General features: G+C 65.4%; 21 protein-coding genes. 16 read left to right on the top strand and 5 right to left on the bottom strand.

Annotation, left to right across the window (positions count from 1 at the left end; all coding sequences use genetic code 11):
- Positions 1 to 206: 206 nt before the first annotated feature.
- Complete coding sequence (locus NMB96_RS10820) at positions 207 to 881, top strand: GntR family transcriptional regulator (protein WP_023902948.1); 675 nt, start codon at positions 207 to 209, stop codon at positions 879 to 881.
- Positions 882 to 1,056: 175 nt separating this feature from the next.
- Here NMB96_RS10820 and NMB96_RS10815 read toward each other — a convergent pair whose 3' ends face one another.
- The 5 genes from NMB96_RS10815 to ubiH form a co-directional block, all read right to left on the bottom strand.
- Positions 1,057 to 2,085 carry a SphA family protein gene (locus NMB96_RS10815; protein ID WP_023902947.1) on the bottom strand — a complete coding sequence of 343 codons (1,029 nt, stop codon included), beginning with the start codon at positions 2,083 to 2,085 and terminating at the stop codon, positions 1,057 to 1,059.
- Between the two features lie 115 nt (positions 2,086 to 2,200).
- A complete protein-coding gene (locus tag NMB96_RS10810) occupies positions 2,201 to 2,632 on the bottom strand; it encodes a nuclear transport factor 2 family protein (RefSeq protein WP_023902946.1) in 432 nt (143 codons plus the stop codon).
- A 112-nt stretch (positions 2,633 to 2,744) separates the two neighbouring features.
- The gene (locus tag NMB96_RS10805) at positions 2,745 to 3,464 is read right to left on the bottom strand and encodes an alpha/beta fold hydrolase (protein ID WP_023902945.1); all 720 of its coding nucleotides are present in this window, start codon (positions 3,462 to 3,464) and stop codon (positions 2,745 to 2,747) included.
- Between the two features lie 102 nt (positions 3,465 to 3,566).
- The gene (locus NMB96_RS10800) at positions 3,567 to 4,748 is read right to left on the bottom strand and encodes a UbiH/UbiF family hydroxylase (RefSeq protein WP_255086864.1); all 1,182 of its coding nucleotides are present in this window, start codon (positions 4,746 to 4,748) and stop codon (positions 3,567 to 3,569) included.
- Positions 4,745 to 5,953 carry a 2-octaprenyl-6-methoxyphenyl hydroxylase gene (gene ubiH, locus NMB96_RS10795; RefSeq protein ID WP_255086863.1) on the bottom strand — a complete coding sequence of 403 codons (1,209 nt, stop codon included), beginning with the start codon at positions 5,951 to 5,953 and terminating at the stop codon, positions 4,745 to 4,747. Before ubiH ends, NMB96_RS10800 begins: the two co-directional genes overlap by 4 nt.
- Positions 5,954 to 6,082: 129 nt before the next feature.
- On the opposite strand from ubiH, the gene NMB96_RS10790 reads away from it, so the two are divergent.
- From NMB96_RS10790 to NMB96_RS10720, 15 genes are all read left to right on the top strand, one after another.
- Entirely contained in the window at positions 6,083 to 6,661 is a 579-nt protein-coding gene (locus tag NMB96_RS10790; protein WP_255086861.1) for a hypothetical protein, read from the top strand.
- 1 nt (position 6,662) lies between these two features.
- Positions 6,663 to 7,220 carry a cob(I)yrinic acid a,c-diamide adenosyltransferase gene (locus tag NMB96_RS10785; RefSeq protein WP_255086860.1) on the top strand — a complete coding sequence of 186 codons (558 nt, stop codon included), beginning with the start codon at positions 6,663 to 6,665 and terminating at the stop codon, positions 7,218 to 7,220.
- Positions 7,221 to 7,257: 37 nt separating this feature from the next.
- The gene (locus tag NMB96_RS10780) at positions 7,258 to 8,166 is read left to right on the top strand and encodes a histone deacetylase family protein (protein ID WP_023902941.1); all 909 of its coding nucleotides are present in this window, start codon (positions 7,258 to 7,260) and stop codon (positions 8,164 to 8,166) included.
- A 127-nt stretch (positions 8,167 to 8,293) separates the two neighbouring features.
- Positions 8,294 to 10,723, top strand: a complete 2,430-nt coding sequence (lptD, locus tag NMB96_RS10775) for an LPS-assembly protein LptD (RefSeq protein ID WP_043909593.1) — start codon at positions 8,294 to 8,296, stop codon at positions 10,721 to 10,723.
- Positions 10,720 to 12,120 carry a peptidylprolyl isomerase gene (locus NMB96_RS10770; RefSeq protein ID WP_023902939.1) on the top strand — a complete coding sequence of 467 codons (1,401 nt, stop codon included), beginning with the start codon at positions 10,720 to 10,722 and terminating at the stop codon, positions 12,118 to 12,120. Before lptD ends, NMB96_RS10770 begins: the two co-directional genes overlap by 4 nt.
- Before the next feature lie 4 nt (positions 12,121 to 12,124).
- Complete coding sequence (pdxA, locus tag NMB96_RS10765) at positions 12,125 to 13,093, top strand: 4-hydroxythreonine-4-phosphate dehydrogenase PdxA (protein ID WP_255086859.1); 969 nt, start codon at positions 12,125 to 12,127, stop codon at positions 13,091 to 13,093.
- Between the two features lie 105 nt (positions 13,094 to 13,198).
- On the top strand, positions 13,199 to 13,987 hold the full coding sequence (rsmA, locus tag NMB96_RS10760; RefSeq protein ID WP_255086858.1) for a 16S rRNA (adenine(1518)-N(6)/adenine(1519)-N(6))-dimethyltransferase RsmA: 789 nt from the start codon (positions 13,199 to 13,201) through the stop codon (positions 13,985 to 13,987).
- A gap of 36 nt (positions 13,988 to 14,023) precedes the next feature.
- A complete protein-coding gene (apaG, locus tag NMB96_RS10755) occupies positions 14,024 to 14,407 on the top strand; it encodes a Co2+/Mg2+ efflux protein ApaG (protein WP_006451488.1) in 384 nt (127 codons plus the stop codon).
- A 28-nt stretch (positions 14,408 to 14,435) separates the two neighbouring features.
- On the top strand, positions 14,436 to 15,392 hold the full coding sequence (locus tag NMB96_RS10750) for a symmetrical bis(5'-nucleosyl)-tetraphosphatase (RefSeq protein ID WP_255086857.1): 957 nt from the start codon (positions 14,436 to 14,438) through the stop codon (positions 15,390 to 15,392).
- A 595-nt stretch (positions 15,393 to 15,987) separates the two neighbouring features.
- Positions 15,988 to 16,551 carry an FMN reductase gene (gene msuE / locus NMB96_RS10745; protein WP_023902934.1) on the top strand — a complete coding sequence of 188 codons (564 nt, stop codon included), beginning with the start codon at positions 15,988 to 15,990 and terminating at the stop codon, positions 16,549 to 16,551.
- Between the two features lie 226 nt (positions 16,552 to 16,777).
- On the top strand, positions 16,778 to 17,941 hold the full coding sequence (gene ssuD, locus NMB96_RS10740) for an FMNH2-dependent alkanesulfonate monooxygenase (protein ID WP_115039841.1): 1,164 nt from the start codon (positions 16,778 to 16,780) through the stop codon (positions 17,939 to 17,941).
- 11 nt (positions 17,942 to 17,952) lie between these two features.
- Positions 17,953 to 18,957: an aliphatic sulfonate ABC transporter substrate-binding protein gene (locus tag NMB96_RS10735; protein ID WP_023902931.1), complete on the top strand. Its 1,005-nt coding sequence runs from the start codon at positions 17,953 to 17,955 to the stop codon at positions 18,955 to 18,957.
- 8 nt (positions 18,958 to 18,965) lie between these two features.
- On the top strand, positions 18,966 to 19,820 hold the full coding sequence (locus NMB96_RS10730) for an ABC transporter permease (protein ID WP_023902930.1): 855 nt from the start codon (positions 18,966 to 18,968) through the stop codon (positions 19,818 to 19,820).
- Entirely contained in the window at positions 19,817 to 20,575 is a 759-nt protein-coding gene (locus NMB96_RS10725; protein ID WP_023902929.1) for an ABC transporter ATP-binding protein, read from the top strand. The genes NMB96_RS10730 and NMB96_RS10725 overlap by 4 nt, the downstream gene beginning before the upstream one ends.
- A gap of 270 nt (positions 20,576 to 20,845) precedes the next feature.
- Positions 20,846 to 22,033, top strand: coding sequence for an acyl-CoA dehydrogenase family protein (locus NMB96_RS10720; RefSeq protein WP_255086856.1), 1,188 nt, complete (start codon positions 20,846 to 20,848; stop codon positions 22,031 to 22,033).
- Positions 22,034 to 22,187 lie beyond the last annotated feature (154 nt).

The following is a 22,187-nucleotide window of genomic DNA, read 5'->3' as shown; positions in this document are numbered from 1 at the left end:
TTTTGGGGCCAAACGCGCGTCATTGGTTGAGTCGGGATCAGCGACGCAATGGATCCCAAAGAAGGAAGGCCAACGACTCCGGACCGCCAAAACGGTATCCTTGGGATCCAAATTGCCATCAAGCGTTCTCATCCGCAAGGTTTTTATACAAGTAATTGCAAGTTTCCCCGCTCGAAGGAACGTGCGCTGCGGTACGGCGCGAGAGAATGGAGCCAATGGCGAACAACCACCGATTGCAAGCGGTCCAGCAACTACGCGAATTGATCCTGTGCGGCACCTTTGCCCCGGGCGAACGCATCACCGAAGCGGCCTTGGCCGAGCGCTTGGCCATTTCCCGCACCCCCATCCGGCAGGCACTGCCGGCGCTGTGCCAGGAGGGCCTGCTGGTACAGACGGGCAACCGCGGTTATGCGGTGCGGCGTTTCAGCCAGCAGGAGAGCCTGGACGCGCTGGCGGTCCGGGCGTTGATGGAAGGTATGGCCGCACGCGCCGTGGCCGAACAAGGCGCCTCTGCCGACCTGCTCGCCGCCCTGCATGCCTGCCTGGACGAGGGTGACCGCATCCTGGCCAAGCGCACCCTGGATGCCAGCGACGAGCTGGCCTACGGCGACATGAACGCGCGGTTCCACCGCATGATCGTGATGGCGGCCGACAAACCGATCCTGATTGAGACGGTGGACCGTTGCACGCTGGTACCGTTTGTCAGCCCCACCAACGTGGTGTTCGGGCAACGCTCGCCGACGCTGGCCTACGACGATCTGTTCTACGGCCACCGCCAACATGGCGCGATTGTCACCGCCATCGAGCAACGCGACGGCGCGCGCGCCGAACTGTTGTTCCGCGAGCATGCCAACACGCAGCGGCACAGCATGGGGATGTAACTCTGCGGCTTGGTTGCGTTTTCAGCGCGGCCAAACCGCGAAGCCAGCCGACGTCAACACTCACGCGCGTCTGCTACCTTGCGTTGCGCAAGCGCGCAGTGCGACTCACGTCACTCCCGCGCTCCACGTCACGTGCATGCCGACTTTGCGCCCGCATGCACGCCATTGGGCCGCACTACAACGAATGCACGTACATCAGGTTCACGCTGTTACCGGCGACCGAATTTTCCACGTCCAGCGGGATGTAAAGGTTGAGGTTGAACAGGTTCTTTGCATCCACGCGCCATGACAGCCCGGGCCCCAGATACAGCTGCATGCGCTTGCTGTCCGCCACGCGCGCGCCATTGGTCCGGTTGTCTTTGAGCTGCTGCAGGAAATAGCCGTTCACACCCACGCGCAGTTGCTCGCTCACTTTCACCGAGCTGGCAAAGTTGACCCAGACCGCGTCGCCGGCCTGGCCATTGCGAAACCGAAAGCCCGGGATCGGCGGTACGCCACCGGCACGGTCGGTGCGGAAATTGTAGAGATAGTTGATGCGCGCACTGATTTCCCAGTTATCGGTGGGCTGCACCGTGAATGCCCAGTGCGGTGCGATCGACCAAAAGCCGGTGCCCTGGTTGATGGCAGTATCGCGATCGAACTTGCCGACCGGTGCGAACAGATCCAGCGCAAAGCGCTGAAAGAAGAACACACGCCCGTCCCGCATGACCGGCGGCATCTGCAGCGCCGGACCGAACGAAATATCGCCCATGCCAAACCCATTGCTGCTCAATCGCACCGGGCTGTCGGCTGCGAACGAGGTGTCGTAGTTCACCAGCGGGATGATGGTGTTGAAACTCAGCGAACCGCGCCCCAGCGAATACGGGGTCACGTAGATCAACTGGGTCAGTAAGGCGCTGACCCCGACCTGCGGGTCGCGAAACGCAGGCGAGTTATCCCCGCGCGCATTCTTGATCGTGTTCAAGTCGTAGTAACGCAGGTATTCCAGCACCGTCCAGCCCGGCGTGGTGGAGCCGAAGCCATCCATGAAACTGGTGCCGCCCAGGTTGATGCCCTGCGGCATGGCCACTGTGTCGGGCGCTGCCTGCGCGAGGACGACCGCCGGTGCCAGCGTGCCAAGCAAGAGGGCCAGCCTGCCCGCATGCTGGCGGCGCGACCGGGACGATGAAGGACGACGACCAACAGACAAGCGTGCGCGTTCCACTAGGCGATTCTCCGATAAGGATGGGCGATTGAGGCAACGCGACGGGGGGGGGAGGAGCAGTGGTGCGATGCCACCCGGGTTCGCCGGGGCACCGTTGAACAGCGGTGGTGGGTATCTAGTGCGCTTCCACGCGCACCAGCAATGCGCCGAGGCGTTGTTTGAACAGCCAGTGGTCGTCCTGGCGCACCAGCACATCGTCGAACGTGCCAATCAATGCCGGCGCCTGTGCGGTCCACGGCGGCGGCGCGGTGGCCTGTGGTGCGCTGTACAGCACCACGTAGCTGTGTGCATGGGCCAATGCGTCTGAGTGCACGCTGACCAGGGTATTGAGCATGAGATGACAGGTACTGCGCGGCGCCCGTGCACGGAATGCCTCGCGGATCGCCTCGCGCCCATGCACGGGCGCGTCTGGTGCGCTAGGCCTTGCAAAGACGCCATCTGCGGTGAACAACGCAGCCAGTGCGTCATGTTCATGGCGATCGTTGTGCAAGGCGAACCGGCGGATCAGTTGTTCGCAAGCAACGATGATCGAAGCGTCTGGGGACACGCGGTGGCCTCACTGGCAATGGGTGATACAAGAAAAAAGTGGCGGTGACGCTGACGTCAGCGAACGTGCATTCGCGAGCCGATGGATGTGACGCCGCACGGGGAGACGGTGGTCATGCAGACAGCCAATTGCGCAGCGCGGCACTGACGGCAGCAGGCGCTTCCACCGGCGTCATATGCCCGCTGTGCTCGAACACCACTAACTGCGCGTGCGGGATCTGCCGCGCCATGTCCTGATGACGTTCCAGCGGACTCCAACTGTCCTGCCGGCCAACGCCAAGCAGCGTCGGGCAATGCACCTGCGCCAGCACGGGCGCGGCATCGGGCCGATGCAGTAGCGCGGTCACCTGGGCGGCATAGCTCTGCGGGGTCTGCCGCATGACCATGGCGACCAGTGCCTGCATCAGTTCGGCGTCGTCGTGGCGGTCGGGGTGCAGCATCGGCGGCAACCACTGGCGGGCCAGCGCCTGCATGCCGTCGCGGCGCGCCAGCTCCACGAGCGCACCACGCTGCGCATGCTCCTGCGCGTGCGCCGGATGCACGCCGGTGTCCAGCAGCGCCAGGCGCTGCACGCGCTCCGGCGCCTGCCGCACGATCTCCAGCGCCACCCGGCCACCCATCGAATGACCGGCCAGCGCAAACTGGTCAGGCGCCGCGGCCAATGCCTGTGCAGCCATCTGCTGCACGCTGTCGATACCCGGGAAATCGAGCACGCGCACCTCGGCGATGTCCGCCAGCGCCGCACGTTGCGCGTCCCAGATACTGGCGTCACACAGCAGCCCGCTCAGCAGGAGCAGCGGCGGGGTGAGTCGTACGGAAACGGCGGAGGTCATGGCCCGACTGTAGCCAGCCCGGGCGCGTCCGTCGTATGGAAACTGCGGCCTTCGCTATTAACGCCGGAACATAGCGGCCAGCAGACCGTCAGCGCGGTGCGCTCACGCGTTGCCGGACGCGCGCTTCCACAGCAGGTCCACCAACGGCGGGAGCTTGCCCGCCGCCCCCAGCACCGCGCCACGCAGCAAGGTCAGATGCATCTCGTCGTTGGAGAACACCGTGTTGATCGCGTCGAAGCCGTACGCGGCAACGGTGTTTTCGCTGCGCCGCGTGCGTGCCCAGCGCTGCAGGCGATGTGGGGCGGCCCAGTCGGCGCGCTTTGCAAGCGCGTTGCGCACCTCATCGCGCAACGCCGCCACATCGCGCAGGCCCAGGTTGACGCCCTGCCCGGCCAGCGGATGCACCACGTGTGCGGCGTCGCCCAAGGTCAGCACGCGGCCGCTGACGTATTGCTCCACCAACTGCCGCTGCAGCGGAAATGCCGCGCGCGCAGACACCACCCGCACGTCGCCCAGTCGCGCGGCAAAGGCCTGGGTCAACTCGCGCGAGAAGTCGGCATCGTCGAGTGCCAACACGCGCTCGGCTTCGGCATCCGGCAAGGTCCACACGATCGAACTGCGGCCATCGGCGAACGGCAGAAATGCCAGCGGGCCGGTGGGCAAAAAGCGCTGCCAGGCGGTGGAGTGATGCGGCTCATCGGTCTCCACGAACGCCACCACGCCTCGCTGTGCATAGGCATGCCGCGCCACCGGCAGGCCGGTCAACTCGCGCAACGTGGATGCCGCGCCATCGGCAGCAATCGCAATCGCCGCCTCCAGCCGGCTGCCGTCATCCAGGCGCAGGCGCACGCTGCTTGCGTCCTGCTCCAGCTCGGTCACGCGCGCCGGGCAATGCACTGCGATGCCTGCGGCATGCACGGCGGCCCACAGGCGATCGACCAGCAACGCGTGTTCGACGATCCAGCCAAGTTGTTCGCGGCCCAGCGTGTCGGCATCGAAGCTCAATTCGCCGCCACCGCCTGCGTCCCAGACCCGCATGCGCCGGTACGGCTGCACACGTGCGGCGCGCACGGCCTTCCACACGCCCAGGCTCTCCAGCAGAGCGGCATTGTCAGCGGCAAAGGCGTACACGCGCAGATCGGGTTGCTCTGCGCGCCACCGCGCAGGCTCACGGCCTTCGACTAGAACGACGCTCAAGCCCGCATCGGCCAGGGCCAGCGCGCAGGCGGCACCGACCACGCCACCGCCGACGATCAACGCATCGCGCATGCCACGGCGGCTCATGCGATCCCCCGGCACAACTGCGGCACATCGCCACGGAAGCCCATTGCCCCGCCGACCAGCATCGATTGCAGCGGTGCCGCCTGCGAGGTGGCCAGCAGCCCGAGACTGCGCAACAGCTGCAGCAACGGCGCCGGATTGCCGGTGAGTCGTGCCAATCCGCTGGAAAACCCGATGGTCTGTTCGCGGTCCACGCGCCGACGCGCCAGATACTCGTTCAACAGCGCGCCGGCACCGGCATCGCTGCGATCGTGTTCGATCAATTCGGCCAGCGTCAGCGCATCGCGCAAGCCGAGGTTGAAGCCTTGTGCGCCGATCGGGTGCAGCGTCTGCGCCGCATTGCCGATCAGCACCACGCGCTCGGCCACCAGGTTGGTCGCCAGCACCTGCACCAACGGATACGCGCTGCGCTCGCCGCTGGCGACAAAACGCCCGGCGCGCCAGCCGGCTGCGCGCTGCAGGCGGGCCAGCCAGCCTGCCTCGTCGAGCGCAGCCACCGCCTCGGCGTCGGCACGCGCCACGCAATGAATAGCACCGTAATGTCGGTCGCCGCGCGGCAGTAATGCGGTTGGCCCGTGCTCGCCGAAGCGTTCCCACGCGGTGCCATCCGGTGGTCGAGAGGCACGCACCCGCGCCACGAACAGGGTCTGGAAAAAGTCGTGCGCGTCGCTGCCGATATGCAGCAGCTCGCGCACTGCGCTGTCGCGGCCATCGGCGCCGACCACCAGCCTGGCCCGCACAAGCTGCTCGCCTTCATCGGTGGACAGGCGCAGTGCGCGCAGGCCGTCCTGCACCGGTTCGACCCCGATGCAACGCGCCGGGCGATAACGGCGTAGATGGGTCAATTCGTCCAGGCGTGCCTGCAAGGCGTCACCGAAGTCGCGCGCCACCACCACTTGGCCGAAGCTGTCGCGCCCGTAGTCGGCGGCGTCCAGCTGCACCCGGCCAAAGTCGCCGGCGCGGCTGACATGGATGCGCCGGATCGGCCCCGGCGGGCTGCGCAGCTTGGCCATCACCCCAAGTACGCCGAGCGCGTTGACGGTGGCGGCGGCAAAACTGAGGTTACGTTGGTCGAACACCGCTGGCGGAGTGCCGGCCGGGGTGGCTTCCACCAGCCCGACATCCAGGCCGATGCGGTCCAGCGCGATCGCCAGGCTGGAGCCGACCAGGCCGCCGCCAACGATCAGAACGTCATGTAGGTGTGTCATCCCCACATGATAAGCCTTCGCCCATGGCCTGTTGGCGTGATCGGGTGGGACAGCTTGACGCGCCAGGCGCGCGTGGCGCGGCAGGTTCCACGCTACACTCCCGGGCCTGTGATCCGGCTCCTTTCGCGCATGACTCCTCGCTCGCACGACACCCTGATTTTGAGCCTGCTCGCCATTGCGATGGCGGCCACGCGGATCAACCACTTCGCGCCGGTCCCGGACGCGTCCTGGGCGGTGTTCTTCATTGGCGGATTCCATCTGGCCGCGCGTAGCAAACTGGCGTTCCCGCTGCTGATGCTGCTGGCGGTGGCGGTGGACTGGCTGGTGATCACCAACCAGGGCCTGAGCTTCTGGCAGCACTACTGCGTGTCGCCCGCTTACTGGTGCCTGATCCCGGCGTATTTCGCGCTGTGGGCCGGTGGCGTTTGGCTGCGCCGGCATTACCATGGCGCCGAGTGGAGCGCGCTGGGCAGGCTGGTGCCTGCATTGCTGATCGCCGTGGCGCTGTGCCAGCTGATCGCCCAGGGCAGCTTCTACTGGATCAGCGCCAGCGTGGCCGAGCCGACCGTCGCCGGCTGGTTCAAGAACTACACCGACTGGCTGGGTCCTTACCTGCGCAGCGCCGCGCTCTACGTTGTGGCGGCCGCAGTGATCCAGGTCGCCGCCGAGCGCCTGACCAGCGCGCACGGCCAGACCCAGGCCGGCTGAGATGGGCAACCGGCTCTCACGCATCTATACGCGCACCGGCGACGACGGCAGCACCGGCCTGGGCGACGGCAGCCGCACCGGCAAGGACGCGCTGCGCGTCACTGCCTACGGCACCGTAGACGAAGCCAATTCGGCCATCGGCGTATTGCTGGCCGCCCCGGGCGTGCCGGAGCCGATCGCCGCGCTGCTGACGACCATCCAGCACCAACTGTTCGATCTGGGCGGCGAGCTGTGCATCCCCGGGCACGCAGCGATCGACGCCGCCGATATCGAGGCGCTGGAGCGTCAGCTCGACCACTTCAACGACACGCTTCCCCCGCTGCAGGAATTCATCCTGCCGGCCGGTGGCGAAGCGGCCGCACGCTGCCATCTGGCCCGCACCATCGTGCGCCGGGCCGAGCGCGAGACCATCGCGCTGTCGCGTCAGGAGGAAGTGCGCAGCGAGGCGATCGGCTATTTGAACCGCCTGTCCGACCTGCTGTTCGTACTCGCCCGCGTGCTGGCGCGTGCCGATGGCCAGCAGGAAGTGCTTTGGCGGCACGACCGCCGGCGCGGCTGACATGCACATGGCACGGCGGACAGGCTAGATTTGCCCCATGTTGGTCTTTACCCATCCCGCCTGCCTCGGCCACGACGCCGGCCCCGAGCATCCCGAGCGCCCCGCCCGTCTGGAAGCGGTGGTCGATGCCCTGCGCGACGCCTTCCCGGATCTGGACTGGCGCGAGGCGCCGCTGGCCAAGCTCGGCGACCTGTGCCGGGTGCACGAGCGCGAACAGGTCGATGCGGTGCTGGAAACCGCCTTCGAAGGCCATCACCGGCTCGATGTGGACACCGTGATGTCGCCCGGCTCGCGCGCGGCCGCCTTGCGCGCGGCAGGTGCCGGCATCGCGGCCGTGGACGCGGTCATGCACGACCTCACCCGCACCGCGTTCTGCGCGGTCCGCCCGCCCGGCCACCACGCCACCGGGCAGGTGTCGATGGGTTTTTGCCTGTTCAACAACATCGCCCTGGCCGCCGCCCACGCGCGCGACCGGCATGGGCTGGAACGCATCACCATCGTGGATTTCGACGTCCACCACGGCAACGGCACGCAGGCGATCTTCGAGCGCGACCCGACCGTGCAATACCTCAGCACCCACCAATCTGGGCTGTATCCGCACTCGGGCAGCGTCTATGAACGCGGCCTCGGCAACATCCACAACCTGCTGCTGCCACCGGGCAGCGACGGGTTGCGCTTCCGCAACGTGTGGGAAGACGAGATGCTGCCGCTGATCGACGCCTTCCGCCCGCAACTGATCCTGATCTCTGCCGGCTTCGATGCGCATCTGCGCGACCCGCTGGCCGATCTGATGCTCGACGCCGACGATTTCGCCTGGCTGACCCGTGCCTTGCGCACCCTGGCCGAACGGCATGCGCGCGGCCGCGTCGTCTCCATGCTGGAGGGCGGCTACGACCTGCAAGCCTTGCGCGAGAGCAGCGTGGCGCACGTGGCCGCACTGCGTTGAACCCCAACGGCGCGTTGGTCGCGCCACCCATTGCGATGAACCTCGCCCTCCCGATGCGGGGGCTTTTCATTGCCCCCATGCGGGGTATACGGCAAGCTAGTCGCCATTTTACTGGTTGAACCCACGCGTGCGCCGAGTCCTTCGCCTGCTGCCCCTGCCTTTGAGCATTGCCATCTGCCTCCCGGCCATGGCTGCCGACAAGCCGCTGAACTGGGGATTGTGCCCTGCCGTGGACCCGCTTCCCGGCTTCGACGGCGCCCCGGCCGCCGATGCCAAGGCCGCCGAGATGCGCCAACAGCTGCCCACCGATATCGAAGGCGATCAGCTGTCCGGCACCAGCACCACCCCGCAATACCAGGGCAACGTGGCGCTCAAGCGCGGCGACCAGTTCCTGGGTGCGGACAACCTGCGCATGGACACCGAGACCGGCAATTACATCGCCGAAGGCAACGTGCGCTATCAGGACACCTCCTTCCGCATGGTCGCCGACCGCGCCGAAGGCAATCAGGACACCGACGCCCACAAGGTCAGCAACATCCAGTACCAGTTGGTGGATCGCCGCGGTAATGGCGCGGCGGAATCGGTGGACCTGCAGGGCCAGGTCGGGCAGATGCACCGCTCGACCTATACCACCTGCGATCCCTCGCAGCCGATCTGGCGCGTGCGCGCGCCGGAGATCGACGTCGACAACGAAGAAGGCTTCGGTACCGCGCGCAACGCCGTGCTGCAGATCGGCAAGGTGCCGGTGCTGTACTTCCCGTGGTTCAAGTTTCCGATCGACGACCGCCGCATGACCGGCCTGCTGTTCCCGCAGTTCGGCCTGTCCGGCCGCAACGGCTTCGATTACCTGCAGCCGATCTACCTCAACCTGGCGCCGAACTACGACGCCACCTTGTTGCCGCGCTACATGAGCAAGCGCGGTTTCATGTTCGGTACCGAATTCCGTTACCTGTACGAGGGTGGTCGCGGCGAGATCACCGGCAACTATCTGCCCAACGACAAGTTGCGCGACAAGGACCGTGGCAGCGTCTTCTACAGCGGCTATCACAACGTCAACAAGTACTGGCAGGCGCGCAGCAGCATTGCCTGGGTCAGCGACACGCGCTATGTGGAGGACTTCACCAGCCGCATCAATGGCATGGGCTCGGCCTCCAGCCTGCAAAGCACCGTGGGCATCTACGGTACCGGCGAGACCTGGACCGCGGGCTTAATGGCAGACCGCTGGCAGCTGACCGACTACACGCTTGATGAGCAGTCACTGCCCTATAACCGGCAACCGCGTGCGTATTTCACCTGGGAGAAGCCGTTCGGCATTTTCGAAGCTGGCGTGTATGCGGAAGCGGTGCGCTTTACCCACGACGACTCTTACTTTGTCCAGCCCCCTAGGGACGGAAACACCAACGGCGACGACGGGGACGATTACGTCCGCACCAATATCCGCAACAAGGAATACGGCAGCGGCTCACGCCTGGACATCAAGCCTTACATCTCGATGCCTTTGTCGGGTGCGGCGTGGTTCCTGACGCCGACCGTGGCCTGGCGCTATACCACGTACCAGCTGGATTCGACGCTGGCCAACACGGCGCCGCTGACCGGCGATCGCTCGCCCTCACGCAGCCTCCCGATCGCCTCGGTGGATGCCGGTCTGTATTTCGACCGCGAGACCTCGCTGTTCGGCACCAACTATCTCAATACGTTGGAGCCGCGCATGTATTACCTGTACGTGCCCTACCGCGACCAGGACGACCTGCCGGTCTTCGATACGCGTCCGTTTACTTTCAGCTATGGCCAGTTGTTCCGCGATTCGCGCTACACCGGTGCCGACCGTCAGAACGATGCCAATCAGCTCACCCTGGCGGTGACCTCGCGCTGGCTGCGCCAGGACGATGGTCGCGAGAAGTTGTCGTTGAGTGCAGGCCAGATCCTGTACTTCAACGATTCGCTGGTCACCATCAACAACAGCACCAACTCGGCGGCCGGTAGCGAGCAGACCATCGAACAGGGCAAGTCCGCCTGGGTGGCCGATGCCAACTACATGATCAACGATCGCTGGTCGATGGGCGCCACCTATCAGTGGAACCCCAACTCGCGCAAGGAAGATCTGGCCAGCCTGCGCACGCGTTATCTGCTCAACAACGACGGCGTCATCAACCTGGCGTATCGCTACCGGCGCAACCTGATCGACGAAAGCGATCAGCTCAAGCAGGCCGATTTCTCGTTTCTGTATCCGATCAACCCCACCTGGAGCGCGGTCGGTCGCTATTACTACTCGCTGCTGGATCGCAAGCCGCTGGAAATCATCGGTGGCGTGCAGTGGGACAGCTGTTGCCTGGCCGTGCGTGGGCTGGTGCGCCGGTTCGTGCGCAACCGCAATGGCGAGATGGACAACTCCATCCAGGTGGAGTTCGTGCTGAAGGGCTTGAGCTCGTTCGGGCAGAACACGGACCGCACTTTGCGCCGTGCTATTCTCGGCTATTACCGCGACGACCTGTACTTGGTCCCGCCCAGCAACACCACGACTAATCCGGACGATTACGATCCGAACTTGATTCCATGACCAAGCCTTTCTCTGTGTTACTTGCCTCGCTGCTGGTGATCACCAGCACGGTTTCGCCGATGGCCTCGGCACAGCAATCCCAGCCACTGGATCGCATCGCTGCCATCGTGGACGAAGACGTGGTGCTGCAGAGCGAGCTCGATCGCGCTGTGCGCAACGTCAAGTCGCAGTACGCCGGCCGCGATAATCAGCTGCCGCCGGACGATGTCCTGCAGCGTCAGGTGCTCGAGCGTCTGGTGCTGGTCAAGTTGCAGGTTGGCCGCGCCGACAGCACCGGCATTCGCGTCAGCGACGAGGAGCTCAACCGGGCGATCGCCAGCATTGCGCAGCAGAACGGCACCACGGTGGATGGCTTGCGTCAGAAGCTGGCCGCCGATGGCATGGGCTATGGCGACTTCCGTGCCTCGGTGCGCGACGAAATCATCGTGCAGCGCCTGCGCCAGAGCTTTGCGCAGAGCCGTATCAGCGTGAGCGAAGGTGAAGTGGATACCGCGTTGGCCCAACAGGCCACCACCGGCAGCCAATATCACCTGGCGCACATCCTGGTCGGCCTGCCGGAAGGTGCCAACGCCGAACAAATCGCGACCGGCCAGAAGAAGGTCGATGGCGTGAAGGCATTGATCGACAAGGGCGAGCTGGATTTCTCGGCCGCTGCGGTGCGTTATTCGGACAGCCCGAATGCACTGGAAGGCGGCGACCTGGGCTGGCGCAGCCTGGACGAAATTCCCAACGCGTTCGCTCAGCTGATCCGCGACATGCAGCCTGGCCAGGTGGCCGGACCGCTGCGTGGCCCGAGCGGCTTCCAGTTGCTCAAGCTGGTGGAAATGCGCGACGCCAATGCCGGTGGCGAAAAGAAGCTGGTCACCGAGTACAACGCACGCCACATCCTGGTGCGCATCGGCGACAACCAGACCGAGGCGCAGGCCAAGGCCAAGATCGATACGCTGCGTGCGCGTATCACCGGTGGCGCCGACTTCCAGGCCACTGCGAAGGAGTCTTCCGAAGACACCAACAGTCGTGGTCAGGGTGGCGATCTGGGCTGGTTCCCAGCCGACGCGTTCGGCCCGGATTTCGGCAAGCAGGTCGAAGGCCTGGCAGACGGCGCAGTGTCCGAGCCGTTCCGCACCCAGGCGGGCTGGCATATCGTGCAGCGCGTCGGTAGCCGCCAGACCGATGTCAGTGCCGAGAGCCAGCGTGCGCAGATCCGTGAAACGATCGGCCGTCGCAAGCTGGAAGAAGAGTACAACCGCTACCTGCAGGAACTGCGCGGCGAAGCGTATGTGAGCTTCCGCACAGGCGACCGCGCCGATGGCGACGCCACTGCCGCTCCAGCCAAGCCGGCAGACCCTGCGGCGCCTGCCGCACCGACGCCGCCGCCGGCACAGCCGACGCGCTGATTCGATGCTCCCGTCGCTCGCGCTGGTGCCAGGCGAGCCGGCCGGGATCGGGCCGGAACTCTGTGTCCGGCTCGCCCAGCGGTCGCGCTCCGATGCGCACCTGATCGCATACGCCGATCCCGATACCCTGCACAGCGCCGCAAAGGCGCTGTGTTTGTCTGTGCGTTTGCTCGATCCGGATCAGCCTGCGCGCGCACCCGGCGATCTGCCGTTGCATCCGATCCGCCAGGCCGTGGCAACCCGCTTCGGCACACCCGACCCTGCCAACGCGGCGGCGGTCATCGCCGGCCTGCGTGGCGCGGCCGGCGACTGTCTGTCCGGCAAGTTGCAGGGCATCGTCACCGGCCCGGTGCACAAGGCGGTGATCAATGCCGGCGGCATCCCTTATTCCGGCACCACCGAATTGCTGGCCGAACAGGCCGGCTGCCCAGTGGTGATGATGCTGGCCAATGCGATCGTGCGGGTCGCGCTGGTGACCACGCACCTGCCGCTACGCGCAGTGGCCGACGCGATCACTGCCGACACCGTTGCACGCTGCCTGCGTATCACTGCGGCGGCATTGCAGCGCGACTTCGGTCTGGAACACCCGCGTATCGCCGTGCTCGGCCTCAATCCGCATGCCGGCGAAGACGGGCATCTGGGCCGCGAGGAACTGGACATCATCATCCCGGTGCTGGAGCAACTGCGCGGCGAAGGCCTGCAGCTGATCGGCCCGCTACCGGCCGACACCGCATTTTTGCCGCAGAAGCTCACCGGTTTCGATGCGGTGGTGGCGATGTATCACGACCAGGGCCTGCCGGTGCTCAAGTACAGCGGCTTCGAGCAGGCTGTGAATATCACGCTCGGCCTGCCCTACCCGCGCGTGGCGGTCGATCATGGCACCGCACTGGAGCTGGCCGGGCGCGGGATCGCCGACCCGTCCAGCCTGATGGCGGCAACCGCCTTGTGCGCGCGATTGGCCGCACGCGGCTGAGCGATGCCTGATCGCATGCGCATTTGCGCGCCGATCGTCCGTTAGATTCGTCAGGCAGTCAGAAACGACACCGCTTGCATGCACTGGCTCCGTTAAACTGCGCGCATGAATCATTCCTTCAGCGCTCCGGCCAAGAAGTCGCTTGGCCAGCACTTTCTTGCCGACCGGTATTACATCGACCGCATCGTGCAGGCAGTGGCCCCGCGCGCCGGCCAGCATCTGGTCGAAATCGGCCCTGGCCAGGGTGCGATTACCTTCCCGCTGCTGCGCAAGCACGGCGCGTTGACCGTGATCGAGTTCGACCGCGATCTGATCGCGCCATTGACCGACGCCGCCGCACCAATCGGCGCGCTGAGCATCATCCATCGCGATGTGTTGAGCGTGGATTTCACTGCGCTGGCCAATGGCACGCCGATACGGCTGGTCGGCAACCTGCCCTACAACATTTCCTCGCCGATCCTGTTCCATGCGCTGGACCATGCAGGCGCGGTGGCCGACATGCACTTCATGCTGCAAAAGGAAGTGGTCGACCGTATGGCCGCCGGCCCCGGCAGCAAGGTCTATGGCCGGCTGAGCGTGATGCTGCAGGCGTACTGCGAGGTCACCGCGTTGTTCGTGGTGCCACCCGGGGCGTTCCGGCCGCCGCCCAAGGTGGACTCGGCGGTGGTGCGGCTGGTGCCGCGCGACCCTGCCACGGTGCTGATCAAGGACCGCCGGCGCTTTGCCGAGGTGGTGCGCGCCGGCTTCGGGCAGCGTCGCAAGACCTTGCGTAATGCCCTGTCCGAGGTCTGCGAACCGGCGCATTTCGAGGCCGCGCAGGTGCGCCCGGATGCACGCGCCGAACAACTCGAGGTCGCGGATTTCATCCGTCTGGCCAATGTCGAGCTGGCTTGAGCGCCCCTCCCACATCGTTTTCCTTAGACTTTTCCCATGCAAGATGATCCGCGCTATCGGGTCGAGGTCGAGGTATCGCCCCGCTTCCTCGCTCATCAATCGACCCCGGAAGAAGGCCGCTATGCCTTCGCCTACAGCATCCGCATCCAGAACGCGGGCGCGCTGCCCGCGCGCCTGATCGCGCGCCATTGGCAAATCACCGACGCCAACGGACGTACCGAGCGGGTGGACGGCGAAGGCGTGGTCGGCGAGCAGCCATGGCTGCGCCCGGGTGAGGCCTTCAACTACACCTCCGGCGTGCTGCTGGAAACCGAGCAGGGACAGATGCAAGGTCACTACGACATGGTGGCCGACGATGGCACCGAATTCACCGCCCCGATCGCCGCCTTCGTGCTGAGCGTACCCAGGACGCTGCACTGATGGATGTTGCAATGAGGGAGCGCACGCGATGAGCGTCTGGGCAATTGGCGACCTGCAGGGTTGCTACGACATCACCCAGCGCCTGCTGGAAAAAATCAATTTCGATCCCGCGCAGGACACGCTGTGGTTCTGCGGCGATCTGGTCAACCGCGGCGGTCAATCGCTGGAAACGCTGCGGCTGGTGCATTCGCTGCGCGCGCACAGTGTGGTGGTGCTGGGCAACCACGATCTCTCGCTGCTGGCGATTGGCGCGCGTTCGGAAGAAGAACAGCGCAAGGTCAATCCGGATCTGCTGCGCATCGTGCTGGCCGAAGATCGCGACGTGCTGCTCGACTGGCTGCGCATGCAGAAACTGGCGCATGTAGACCGCGCGTTGGGCTGGATGATGATCCATGCCGGGCTGGCACCGAAGTGGACCACACAACTGGCCGAGAAGCATGCGCGCGAGGTCGAGCAGCAATTGCAGGGCGGCGGCTATCGCAAACTGCTGCGCAATATGTACGGCGATCAGCCGGGCTGGTCGCCGGGCTTGAGCGGTTACGACCGCAGCCGCGCGATCATCAACCTGTTCACGCGCATGCGCTACTGCACCCCGCGTGGGCGCATCGCCACCGACGACAAGGGCACGCCGGGCACGCAGGCGCAGGGTCTGTATCCGTGGTTCGAAGTGCCGGGCCGGGTGGAGCGCGATCTGAAGATCGTCTGCGGGCATTGGTCTGCGCTCGGTCTGACCATCACGCAAGGCGTGCACGCCATCGACACCGGCGCGGTGTGGGGCGGCAAGCTAACCGCCTTGCAGCTGGACACCGACGACCTGCGCGTGGTGCAGGTGCCCGGCATTCCGATCACGCACCCGCCGCAGGCAGCGCAGCGCGCACGATCACCGCGTCGTCGGCAACGCCAGCGTGGTGGCGGTGGCGACACCGCGAACGCGAACGCAAGTTCCACCACGGCCCCCAACACGGCTCCGCCCGCCGCAGACTGAAAAGCGGGATTGGTCGGCGTGCTGGTTGCAGCATGCCGAGCGTTTGCTTGGCGGCAGCGTGCCGGCGTTATCGTGGCGCTGTTACCTGACTGGAATGCTTGCGCTCTCGGCTTCCAGCACGCGTGCATGCCGAGATACGTTGCGACTGGAAGTAGTCGGCTGCTTCGATGAAATGCAGGAATCCGCAAAGCCAATGCCCTGCCAACGACGCAACCTTCGGCGAACTGCGGGGGAGTTTCGATCAGGTTCGCAGCGCAACCTGCTGAATTAATCGTTCTCCACCCACATTCGGTCTGCACTTATCTCCGCAGGCAGTTTCGTCATGCCATCAGCATCATGAGTGGCGATGGAAAGATCGATAAAACACGGCGAATGACGCGTTTTTCATAAAGTCATTCTCAAATCTGATAAGCCATCAGCGCATTTGAAGGTAGCGTGCATTGCCATGTCTGCCAGCGTGCAGTCAGATGGGATGCCACGCTGTCGATACAGAAAACAGTGTCGACGCACTGCTCTTTTTTTGCAGCAACACTGTTGTTATCCGGATGGCACGGATTTACGTGACCGCCCGATACCGCCACCACAGGACTCTTGCATGCGCACTCCGTTGAATGTCGTTGCCGTTTCCGGCGGCACCTCGCGCCCTTCTCGCAGCCTTGCGTTGGCTGAGGCAACGCTTGCCGAACTTGCGCGACGACTGCCGATCAAACCCAGCATTCTCCAACTCGGCGATATCGCCCGGCCGCTGGGCGCGGTGCTGTGGCGCAGCGAATTGGATGAGACGACCGAACAGGCGTTACGCCAGATCGAATCGGCCGACCTGCTGCTGGTTGTCGCGCCGGTGTATCGCGGCTCCTATCCCGGCCTGCTCAAGCATCTGTTCGATCTGATCGACATCAACGCGCTGATCGACACACCGATCCTGCTCGCGGCCACCGGCGGCAGCGAGCGGCATGCACTGGTGATCGACCATCAACTGCGCCCGCTGTTCGCCTTCTTCCAGGCATTGACCTTGCCGATCGGCATCTACGCCACCGAGACCGATTTCCAGGAGTACCGCGTGGTCAATCCGGCCCTGCGTCAACGCATCGAACTGGCCGCCGAACGCGCCGCAGGCGTACTCGGCGCACGCCCCGACGCGCTGCGGCGCATTGCCTGATCACAAGCAGTGCTCAATGAAACAAGCGCATACGCAGTGCTGGCTGTTTCGAAACAAAGCGCCATCGAATTCCCGCACATGGCAGCAACAACTTAGAAAACAGTCGCCCCGTCGAAGCCTCGCAATACTCGCAATGGATAAGCACTCTGGCGACCAACTCGCCAATTAAATCCCCGCACATGGATGTGCGGGCTCCTGCGAGGGACTCGCACAAAAGAGACCAACCATGGACATGTTCTGGTTCATTCCCACCCACGGCGACAGCCGCTATCTGGGCACCAGCGCCGGCGCACGCCAGGTCAGCGCCGAGTACGTGACCCAGGTCGCCGTTGCGGCCGACACGCTGGGCTACGACGGCGTACTGATTCCTACCGGGCGTTCCTGCGAAGACCCCTGGGTGGTCGCGTCCAGTCTGATCAACGCCACACGCCGGCTGAAGTTTCTGGTCGCGCTGCGCCCTGGCCTGATGGCGCCAGCGCTGGCCGCACGCATGGCCGCCAGTTTCGATCGGCTGTCCGGCGGGCGCCTGCTGGTGAACCTGGTCACCGGCGGCGACCGTGGCGAGCTGGAAGGCGATGGCGTGTTTCTCGACCACGCCGAGCGCTATGAAGCTTCGGCAGAATTCATCCGCATCTGGCGCGAGATCATCGCCCACAGCCACGCAGGCGACAGCTACGACTTCGACGGCAAACATCTGCAGGTGAAGGCGGCCAAGCTGCTGTATCCCACCGTGCAGCAGCCGTATCCGCCGGTGTGGTTCGGCGGTTCTTCCGATGCTGCGCACGAGTTGGCCGCCGAACAGGTCGATACCTATCTCACCTGGGGCGAGCCGCCGGAAGCGGTGGCGGAAAAGATCGCCTCGGTGCGCAGCAAGGCCGCCGCGCTCGGGCGTACGCTCACCTTCGGCATCCGCCTGCATGTGATCGTGCGTGAGACCGATGAACAGGCGTGGGCGGCAGCCGAGTCGCTGATCAGTCACCTGGACGATGACACCGTAGAGCGCGCCCAGAGTGCCTTCGCACGCATGGACTCGGTGGGCCAGCGGCGCATGGCCGCGCTGCACAGCAGCGGTCAGCGCCGCACCCGCGCCGATCTGGAAGTCAGCCCCAACCTGTGGGCCGGCGTCGGCCTGGTGCGTGGTGGCGCCGGCACCGCGCTGGTCGGCGACCCGCAGACCGTGGCCAAGCGCATTGAGGAATACGCAGCGCTCGGCATCGACACCTTCATCTTCTCCGGCTATCCGCATCTGGAGGAGGCCTACCGCTTCGCCGAGCTGGTGTTCCCGCTGCTGCCGCGCGCGCTCAAGCAGAAGCTGCCAGGGCAGGCCCTGAGCGGCCCCTTCGGCGAGGTCATCGCCAACACCATCGTGCCGCGCGCTGCAGCGCGCTGACTGGAGCATTTATGAAGCGCCGCAACCTGCTGAAATTCGGAACCCTCGCTGGCGTCGCGCTCGGCGCCTCGCCGCTGTTGTCGAGCACCGCCCTTGCGCAAGCCAACGGTGCGGTTCCCAAACAACTGCGCCTGGACTACGCCTACTACTCGCCGACCTCGCTGGTACTCAAGCACTTCGGCTGGCTGGAAGAAGCGCTCAAGGCGCAGGGCACGCAAGTCAAATGGGTGCTGTCGGCCGGCAGCAATCGCGCGCTTGAATACCTGGGCGGCAACAGCATCGACTTCGGCAGCACCGCCGGCCTGGCCTCGCTGCTGGCGCGCGCCAACGGCAATCCGATCAAGGCCGTGTACATCTATTCGCGCCCGGAATGGATCGCGCTGGCGGTGGGCAAGAACTCGCCCATCAGACAGCTGACTGAACTCAAGGGCAAACGCATCGCTGCCACCAAGGGCACCGACGCCTACCTGTTCCTGCTGCGCGCGCTGCGGCAGGCCGGGTTGAGCAAGAACGCGGTGGAGATCGTCCATCTGCAACATCCCGACGGGCGCACCGCGCTCGAACGCGGCGATGTGGACGCGTGGTCCGGCCTGGACCCGCACCTCGCCGCGAGCCAGATCGAGGCCGGCACGCGGTTGATCTACCGCAACGTCGCCTTCAATTCCCGTGGCTTCTTGAATGTCAGCGAGACCTTCGCGGTCGCTTACCCCGATCAGATTCCGCTGGTGATCCAGGCCTACGAAAAAGCGCGCAAATGGGCGATCGCCCACCCCGACGAACTTGCCGCGCTGATCGCCACCGAGGCCCGGTTGTCACCCCAGGTCGCCAGGCTACAGCTGCAGCGCACCGACCTGCGCAATCCCGTGATTGGCCCCGAAGAGCGGGCGGCGCTGCAGAGCGCGGCGCCCATCCTGCTGGAAGAAGGCCTGGTCCGGCCCGGCACCGATCTGAGCAAGGTGCTGGCCGCACTGATCGATCCCAGTTACGCCGCACGCGCACGCGTGGCGCAGGGCTGAGCGCAGCGATGAACGAGACTTCCTTGCGCGTTGCGCGCAGCTTACCGACCACGGCGCCGTCGCGACTGCGACTCAGACTGCCGGCCAGCAGCCTCGGCTGGCTGTTGCCATTGAGCTTCTTCGGCGCGCTCGAAATCGCCTCGGCGCTCGGCTGGACACCACGCTACCTGCTGCCGCCGCCAAGCCAGATCCTGACCACGCTGGCAGACGAGGCCGGCCGCGGCCTGGCCAGCCATATCGGCGCCAGCGTGTTGCGGGTGCTGGCCGGCTTCGCCATCGGCGCCGGCCTGGGCTTGCTGATCGGCATTGGGGTTGGACTGAGCCGCTGGCTGGAACAGTTGATCGACCCCAGCTTCCAGGCACTGCGCGCGGTGCCCAGCCTGGCCTGGGTACCGTTGCTGTTGCTGTGGATGGGCATCGACGAGGCGCCGAAGATCACCCTGATCGCCATCGGCGCGTTCTTCCCGGTGTATCTGGGCGTGGTCAGCGGCCTGCGCCAGGTCGACCGCACGCTGGTGGAACTGGGCGAAAGCTACGGCCTGTCGAAACCGCGCCTGGTGCGGCGGATCCTGTTGCCGGCGGCGCTGCCGTCCATCTTCACCGGGCTGCGCACCAGCCTGAGCCTGGCCTGGATGTTTCTGGTAGCCGCCGAATTGATTGCCGCCACGCGCGGGCTGGGCTATCTGCTCAGCGACGGGCGCGAAACCTCGCGGCCGGACATCGTGATCGGCGCGATCGTGCTGCTGGCCCTGCTCGGCAAACTCAGCGACAGCGTGCTCAAAGCGATCGAATCGCGCACCTTGCGCTGGCGCGACAATCTGCAGAACCGCAGCGTGCCTGGTCATGCAGGAAACCACACGTGAGCAGCACCGGCCTGCAGCTGCGCATCGCCAGTAAGCAGTTCGGCGCGCGCCAGGTGCTGCGCGACATCGAGCTGCAGCTGGCACCGGGCGAGATCGTCAGCCTGATCGGCGCCAGCGGCTGCGGCAAGAGCACCCTGCTGCGCATCGTGGCCGGTCTGGAACGCGATTACGCCGGCAAGGTGCTGCTGGATGGCGCGCGCGTGCGCGGGGTCGACCGGCGCATCGGTTTCATCTTCCAGGAACCGCGCCTGCTGCCATGGCTGGACGTGGCCGCCAATGTCGCCTTTGCCGACGATTCGGATATGTCGCCAGCTGCGGCGCGGCAATCACCACGCGTGCAGCAGTTGCTGGGCGCAGTCGGCCTGCTCGACTATGCAAGCGCGCTGCCCAAGCAACTGTCCGGCGGCCAGGCGCAACGCGTGGCGCTGGCCCGCGGGCTGTATCGACAACCGCGCGTGCTGCTGCTCGACGAGCCTTTCAGCGCGGTGGATGCGTTCACCCGCATCAAGCTGCAGGACCTGTTGCTGCGCCTGGCCGGCGAGCATGCGTTCAGCGTGCTGCTGGTCACCCATGACATCGAAGAAGCGGTCTACCTGAGCGACCGTGCGATTGTCATCGGCGGCCAGCCAGGGTCGATTGCGCATGCACTGCAGCTGGACACGCCGCGTCCGCGCGATCGTCAAACCGACGAACCGGCACTGCGTCAGGCCCGCCAGACCCTGCTCGCGGCGCTGCACGACATTCATGTGTTTTGAAGTGATGATCAGGCGCGAGAGCGGCCGTCATCCGGGCTTGGACAAGTCGCAGACAACGTCATGCAAGCGTGGCACATGAGATTCCGAGTACCGTGCATGCCGATCTGATGAGCGCACAGCCGTTTTGCTCGCCACGCCTGACGCGTCTGTCGAACTGGAATGCAGGCGCAAGACGCTGCTTGGCTGCCACCACGATCATCAGCACTCAACACTTGCTACTGGTCAACCCGCACTGACCGCACTGTTTCCCATCCAACAAGGCCATCGCGCATGACGAGCCTCCCACCACAACCACCCCTGCTCACTCCGCTGCAGACCGCCCAGCGCCTGGCGGCCGAATTCGCCGAGACCGCGATCGAACGCGATGCACGCGGCGGCACGCCCAAGGCCGAACGCGATGCATTGCGCGCCAGCGGCCTGCTCGCGCTGAGCATTCCCGTGCAGTACGGCGGCCTTGGCGCCAGCTGGGGCGAGGTGCTGCAGATCGTGCGCGCATTCGCCAAAGTCGACAGTTCCATCGCGCATGTCTTCGGCTTCCACCATTTGATGCTGGCCACCGTGCGCCTGTTCGGCCAGCCAGCGCAGTGGCACCCATGGCTGGAACAGACCGCGCGCGCGCAATGGTTCTGGGGCAACGCACTCAATCCGCTGGATACCCGCACCGTCGCCGTGCACCACGACGGCTGGCGCGAGTTCTCCGGCAAAAAGAGTTTCTGTTCCGGCGCTATCGACTCGCAGATGTTGATCGCCTCCGCATTGGACGAACGCAGCGGCAAACTGTTGATCGGCGCCATTCCCACTGCGCGCAGCGGCATCTCGCTGGGCCACGACTGGGACAACATCGGCCAGCGCCAGACCGACAGCGGCAGCGCCACCTTCGAACGCGTGCGTGTGGAAGAAAGCGAACTGTTGCTCGATCCCGGCCCCTTGAGCACACCGTTCGCCTGTCTCCGCCCCTTGATCGCGCAGTTGCTGTTCGCGCATCTATTCCTGGGGATTGCCGAGGGCGCGTTCGAAGAAGCGCGCACCTACACCCTGACCCAAGCGCGCGCCTGGCATCGCTCCGGTGTCGAACAGGCCAGCGAGGACCCCTACATCCTGGCCCATTACGGCGAGTTCTGGCTGGGCCTGGAAAGTGCCCGGCTACTCACCGGCCGCGCCGCCGAACTGCTCGATGCCGCCTGGCGCAAGGAACACGCACTGAGCAGCGACGAACGTGCACAGGTCGCGTTGGCGGTGGCTGCCGCCAAGGTCGCCACCACCCGTGTCGGGCTGGAGGTCTGCAGCAAGCTGTTCGAAGTCACCGGCGCGCGCGCCACCCACGCCGCGCTGCGGCTGGACCGCTACTGGCGCAACCTGCGTACCCAGACGCTGCACGACCCGGTCGATTACAAGCTGCGCGAACTCGGCGAATGGGCGCTGCGGCAGCAGCCGCCGACACCCAGCTTCTATTCCTGAGTGCTCTATTCCTGAGTACGCTGACGTTTCGCCTGCATCCACGCACTCGTTGTGTCAGCCGCGCTTGGTTGCTTGAACGTGATGCGGCGGTAGCGACCAACCGCTCATTCAACGCACGCGCCACTGCGCACTGCAACGATCGGTCTTTCAGCAA

This window comes from Xanthomonas hortorum (assembly GCF_024339125.1).
Lineage (GTDB): Bacteria > Pseudomonadota > Gammaproteobacteria > Xanthomonadales > Xanthomonadaceae > Xanthomonas > Xanthomonas hortorum.
Note: the sequence above shows the minus strand (reverse complement) of the source record. Positions and strands in the feature narration are given on the sequence as shown.

Coding starts and splice junctions, on each gene's coding strand:
- NMB96_RS10750 (WP_255086857.1), top strand. CDS start 14,436: ATGAGCGTCTGGGCAATTGGCGACCTGCAGGGTTGCTACGACATCACC.
- NMB96_RS10780 (WP_023902941.1), top strand. CDS start 7,258: ATGTTGGTCTTTACCCATCCCGCCTGCCTCGGCCACGACGCCGGCCCC.
- NMB96_RS10730 (WP_023902930.1), top strand. CDS start 18,966: ATGAACGAGACTTCCTTGCGCGTTGCGCGCAGCTTACCGACCACGGCG.
- ssuD (WP_115039841.1), top strand. CDS start 16,778: ATGGACATGTTCTGGTTCATTCCCACCCACGGCGACAGCCGCTATCTG.
- NMB96_RS10790 (WP_255086861.1), top strand. CDS start 6,083: ATGACTCCTCGCTCGCACGACACCCTGATTTTGAGCCTGCTCGCCATT.
- NMB96_RS10805 (WP_023902945.1), bottom strand. CDS start 3,464: ATGACCTCCGCCGTTTCCGTACGACTCACCCCGCCGCTGCTCCTGCTG.
- NMB96_RS10770 (WP_023902939.1), top strand. CDS start 10,720: ATGACCAAGCCTTTCTCTGTGTTACTTGCCTCGCTGCTGGTGATCACC.
- NMB96_RS10785 (WP_255086860.1), top strand. CDS start 6,663: ATGGGCAACCGGCTCTCACGCATCTATACGCGCACCGGCGACGACGGC.
- ubiH (WP_255086863.1), bottom strand. CDS start 5,953: ATGACACACCTACATGACGTTCTGATCGTTGGCGGCGGCCTGGTCGGC.
- NMB96_RS10735 (WP_023902931.1), top strand. CDS start 17,953: ATGAAGCGCCGCAACCTGCTGAAATTCGGAACCCTCGCTGGCGTCGCG.
- rsmA (WP_255086858.1), top strand. CDS start 13,199: ATGAATCATTCCTTCAGCGCTCCGGCCAAGAAGTCGCTTGGCCAGCAC.
- NMB96_RS10820 (WP_023902948.1), top strand. CDS start 207: ATGGAGCCAATGGCGAACAACCACCGATTGCAAGCGGTCCAGCAACTA.
- pdxA (WP_255086859.1), top strand. CDS start 12,125: ATGCTCCCGTCGCTCGCGCTGGTGCCAGGCGAGCCGGCCGGGATCGGG.
- apaG (WP_006451488.1), top strand. CDS start 14,024: ATGCAAGATGATCCGCGCTATCGGGTCGAGGTCGAGGTATCGCCCCGC.
- NMB96_RS10720 (WP_255086856.1), top strand. CDS start 20,846: ATGACGAGCCTCCCACCACAACCACCCCTGCTCACTCCGCTGCAGACC.
- NMB96_RS10800 (WP_255086864.1), bottom strand. CDS start 4,748: ATGAGCCGCCGTGGCATGCGCGATGCGTTGATCGTCGGCGGTGGCGTG.
- msuE (WP_023902934.1), top strand. CDS start 15,988: ATGCGCACTCCGTTGAATGTCGTTGCCGTTTCCGGCGGCACCTCGCGC.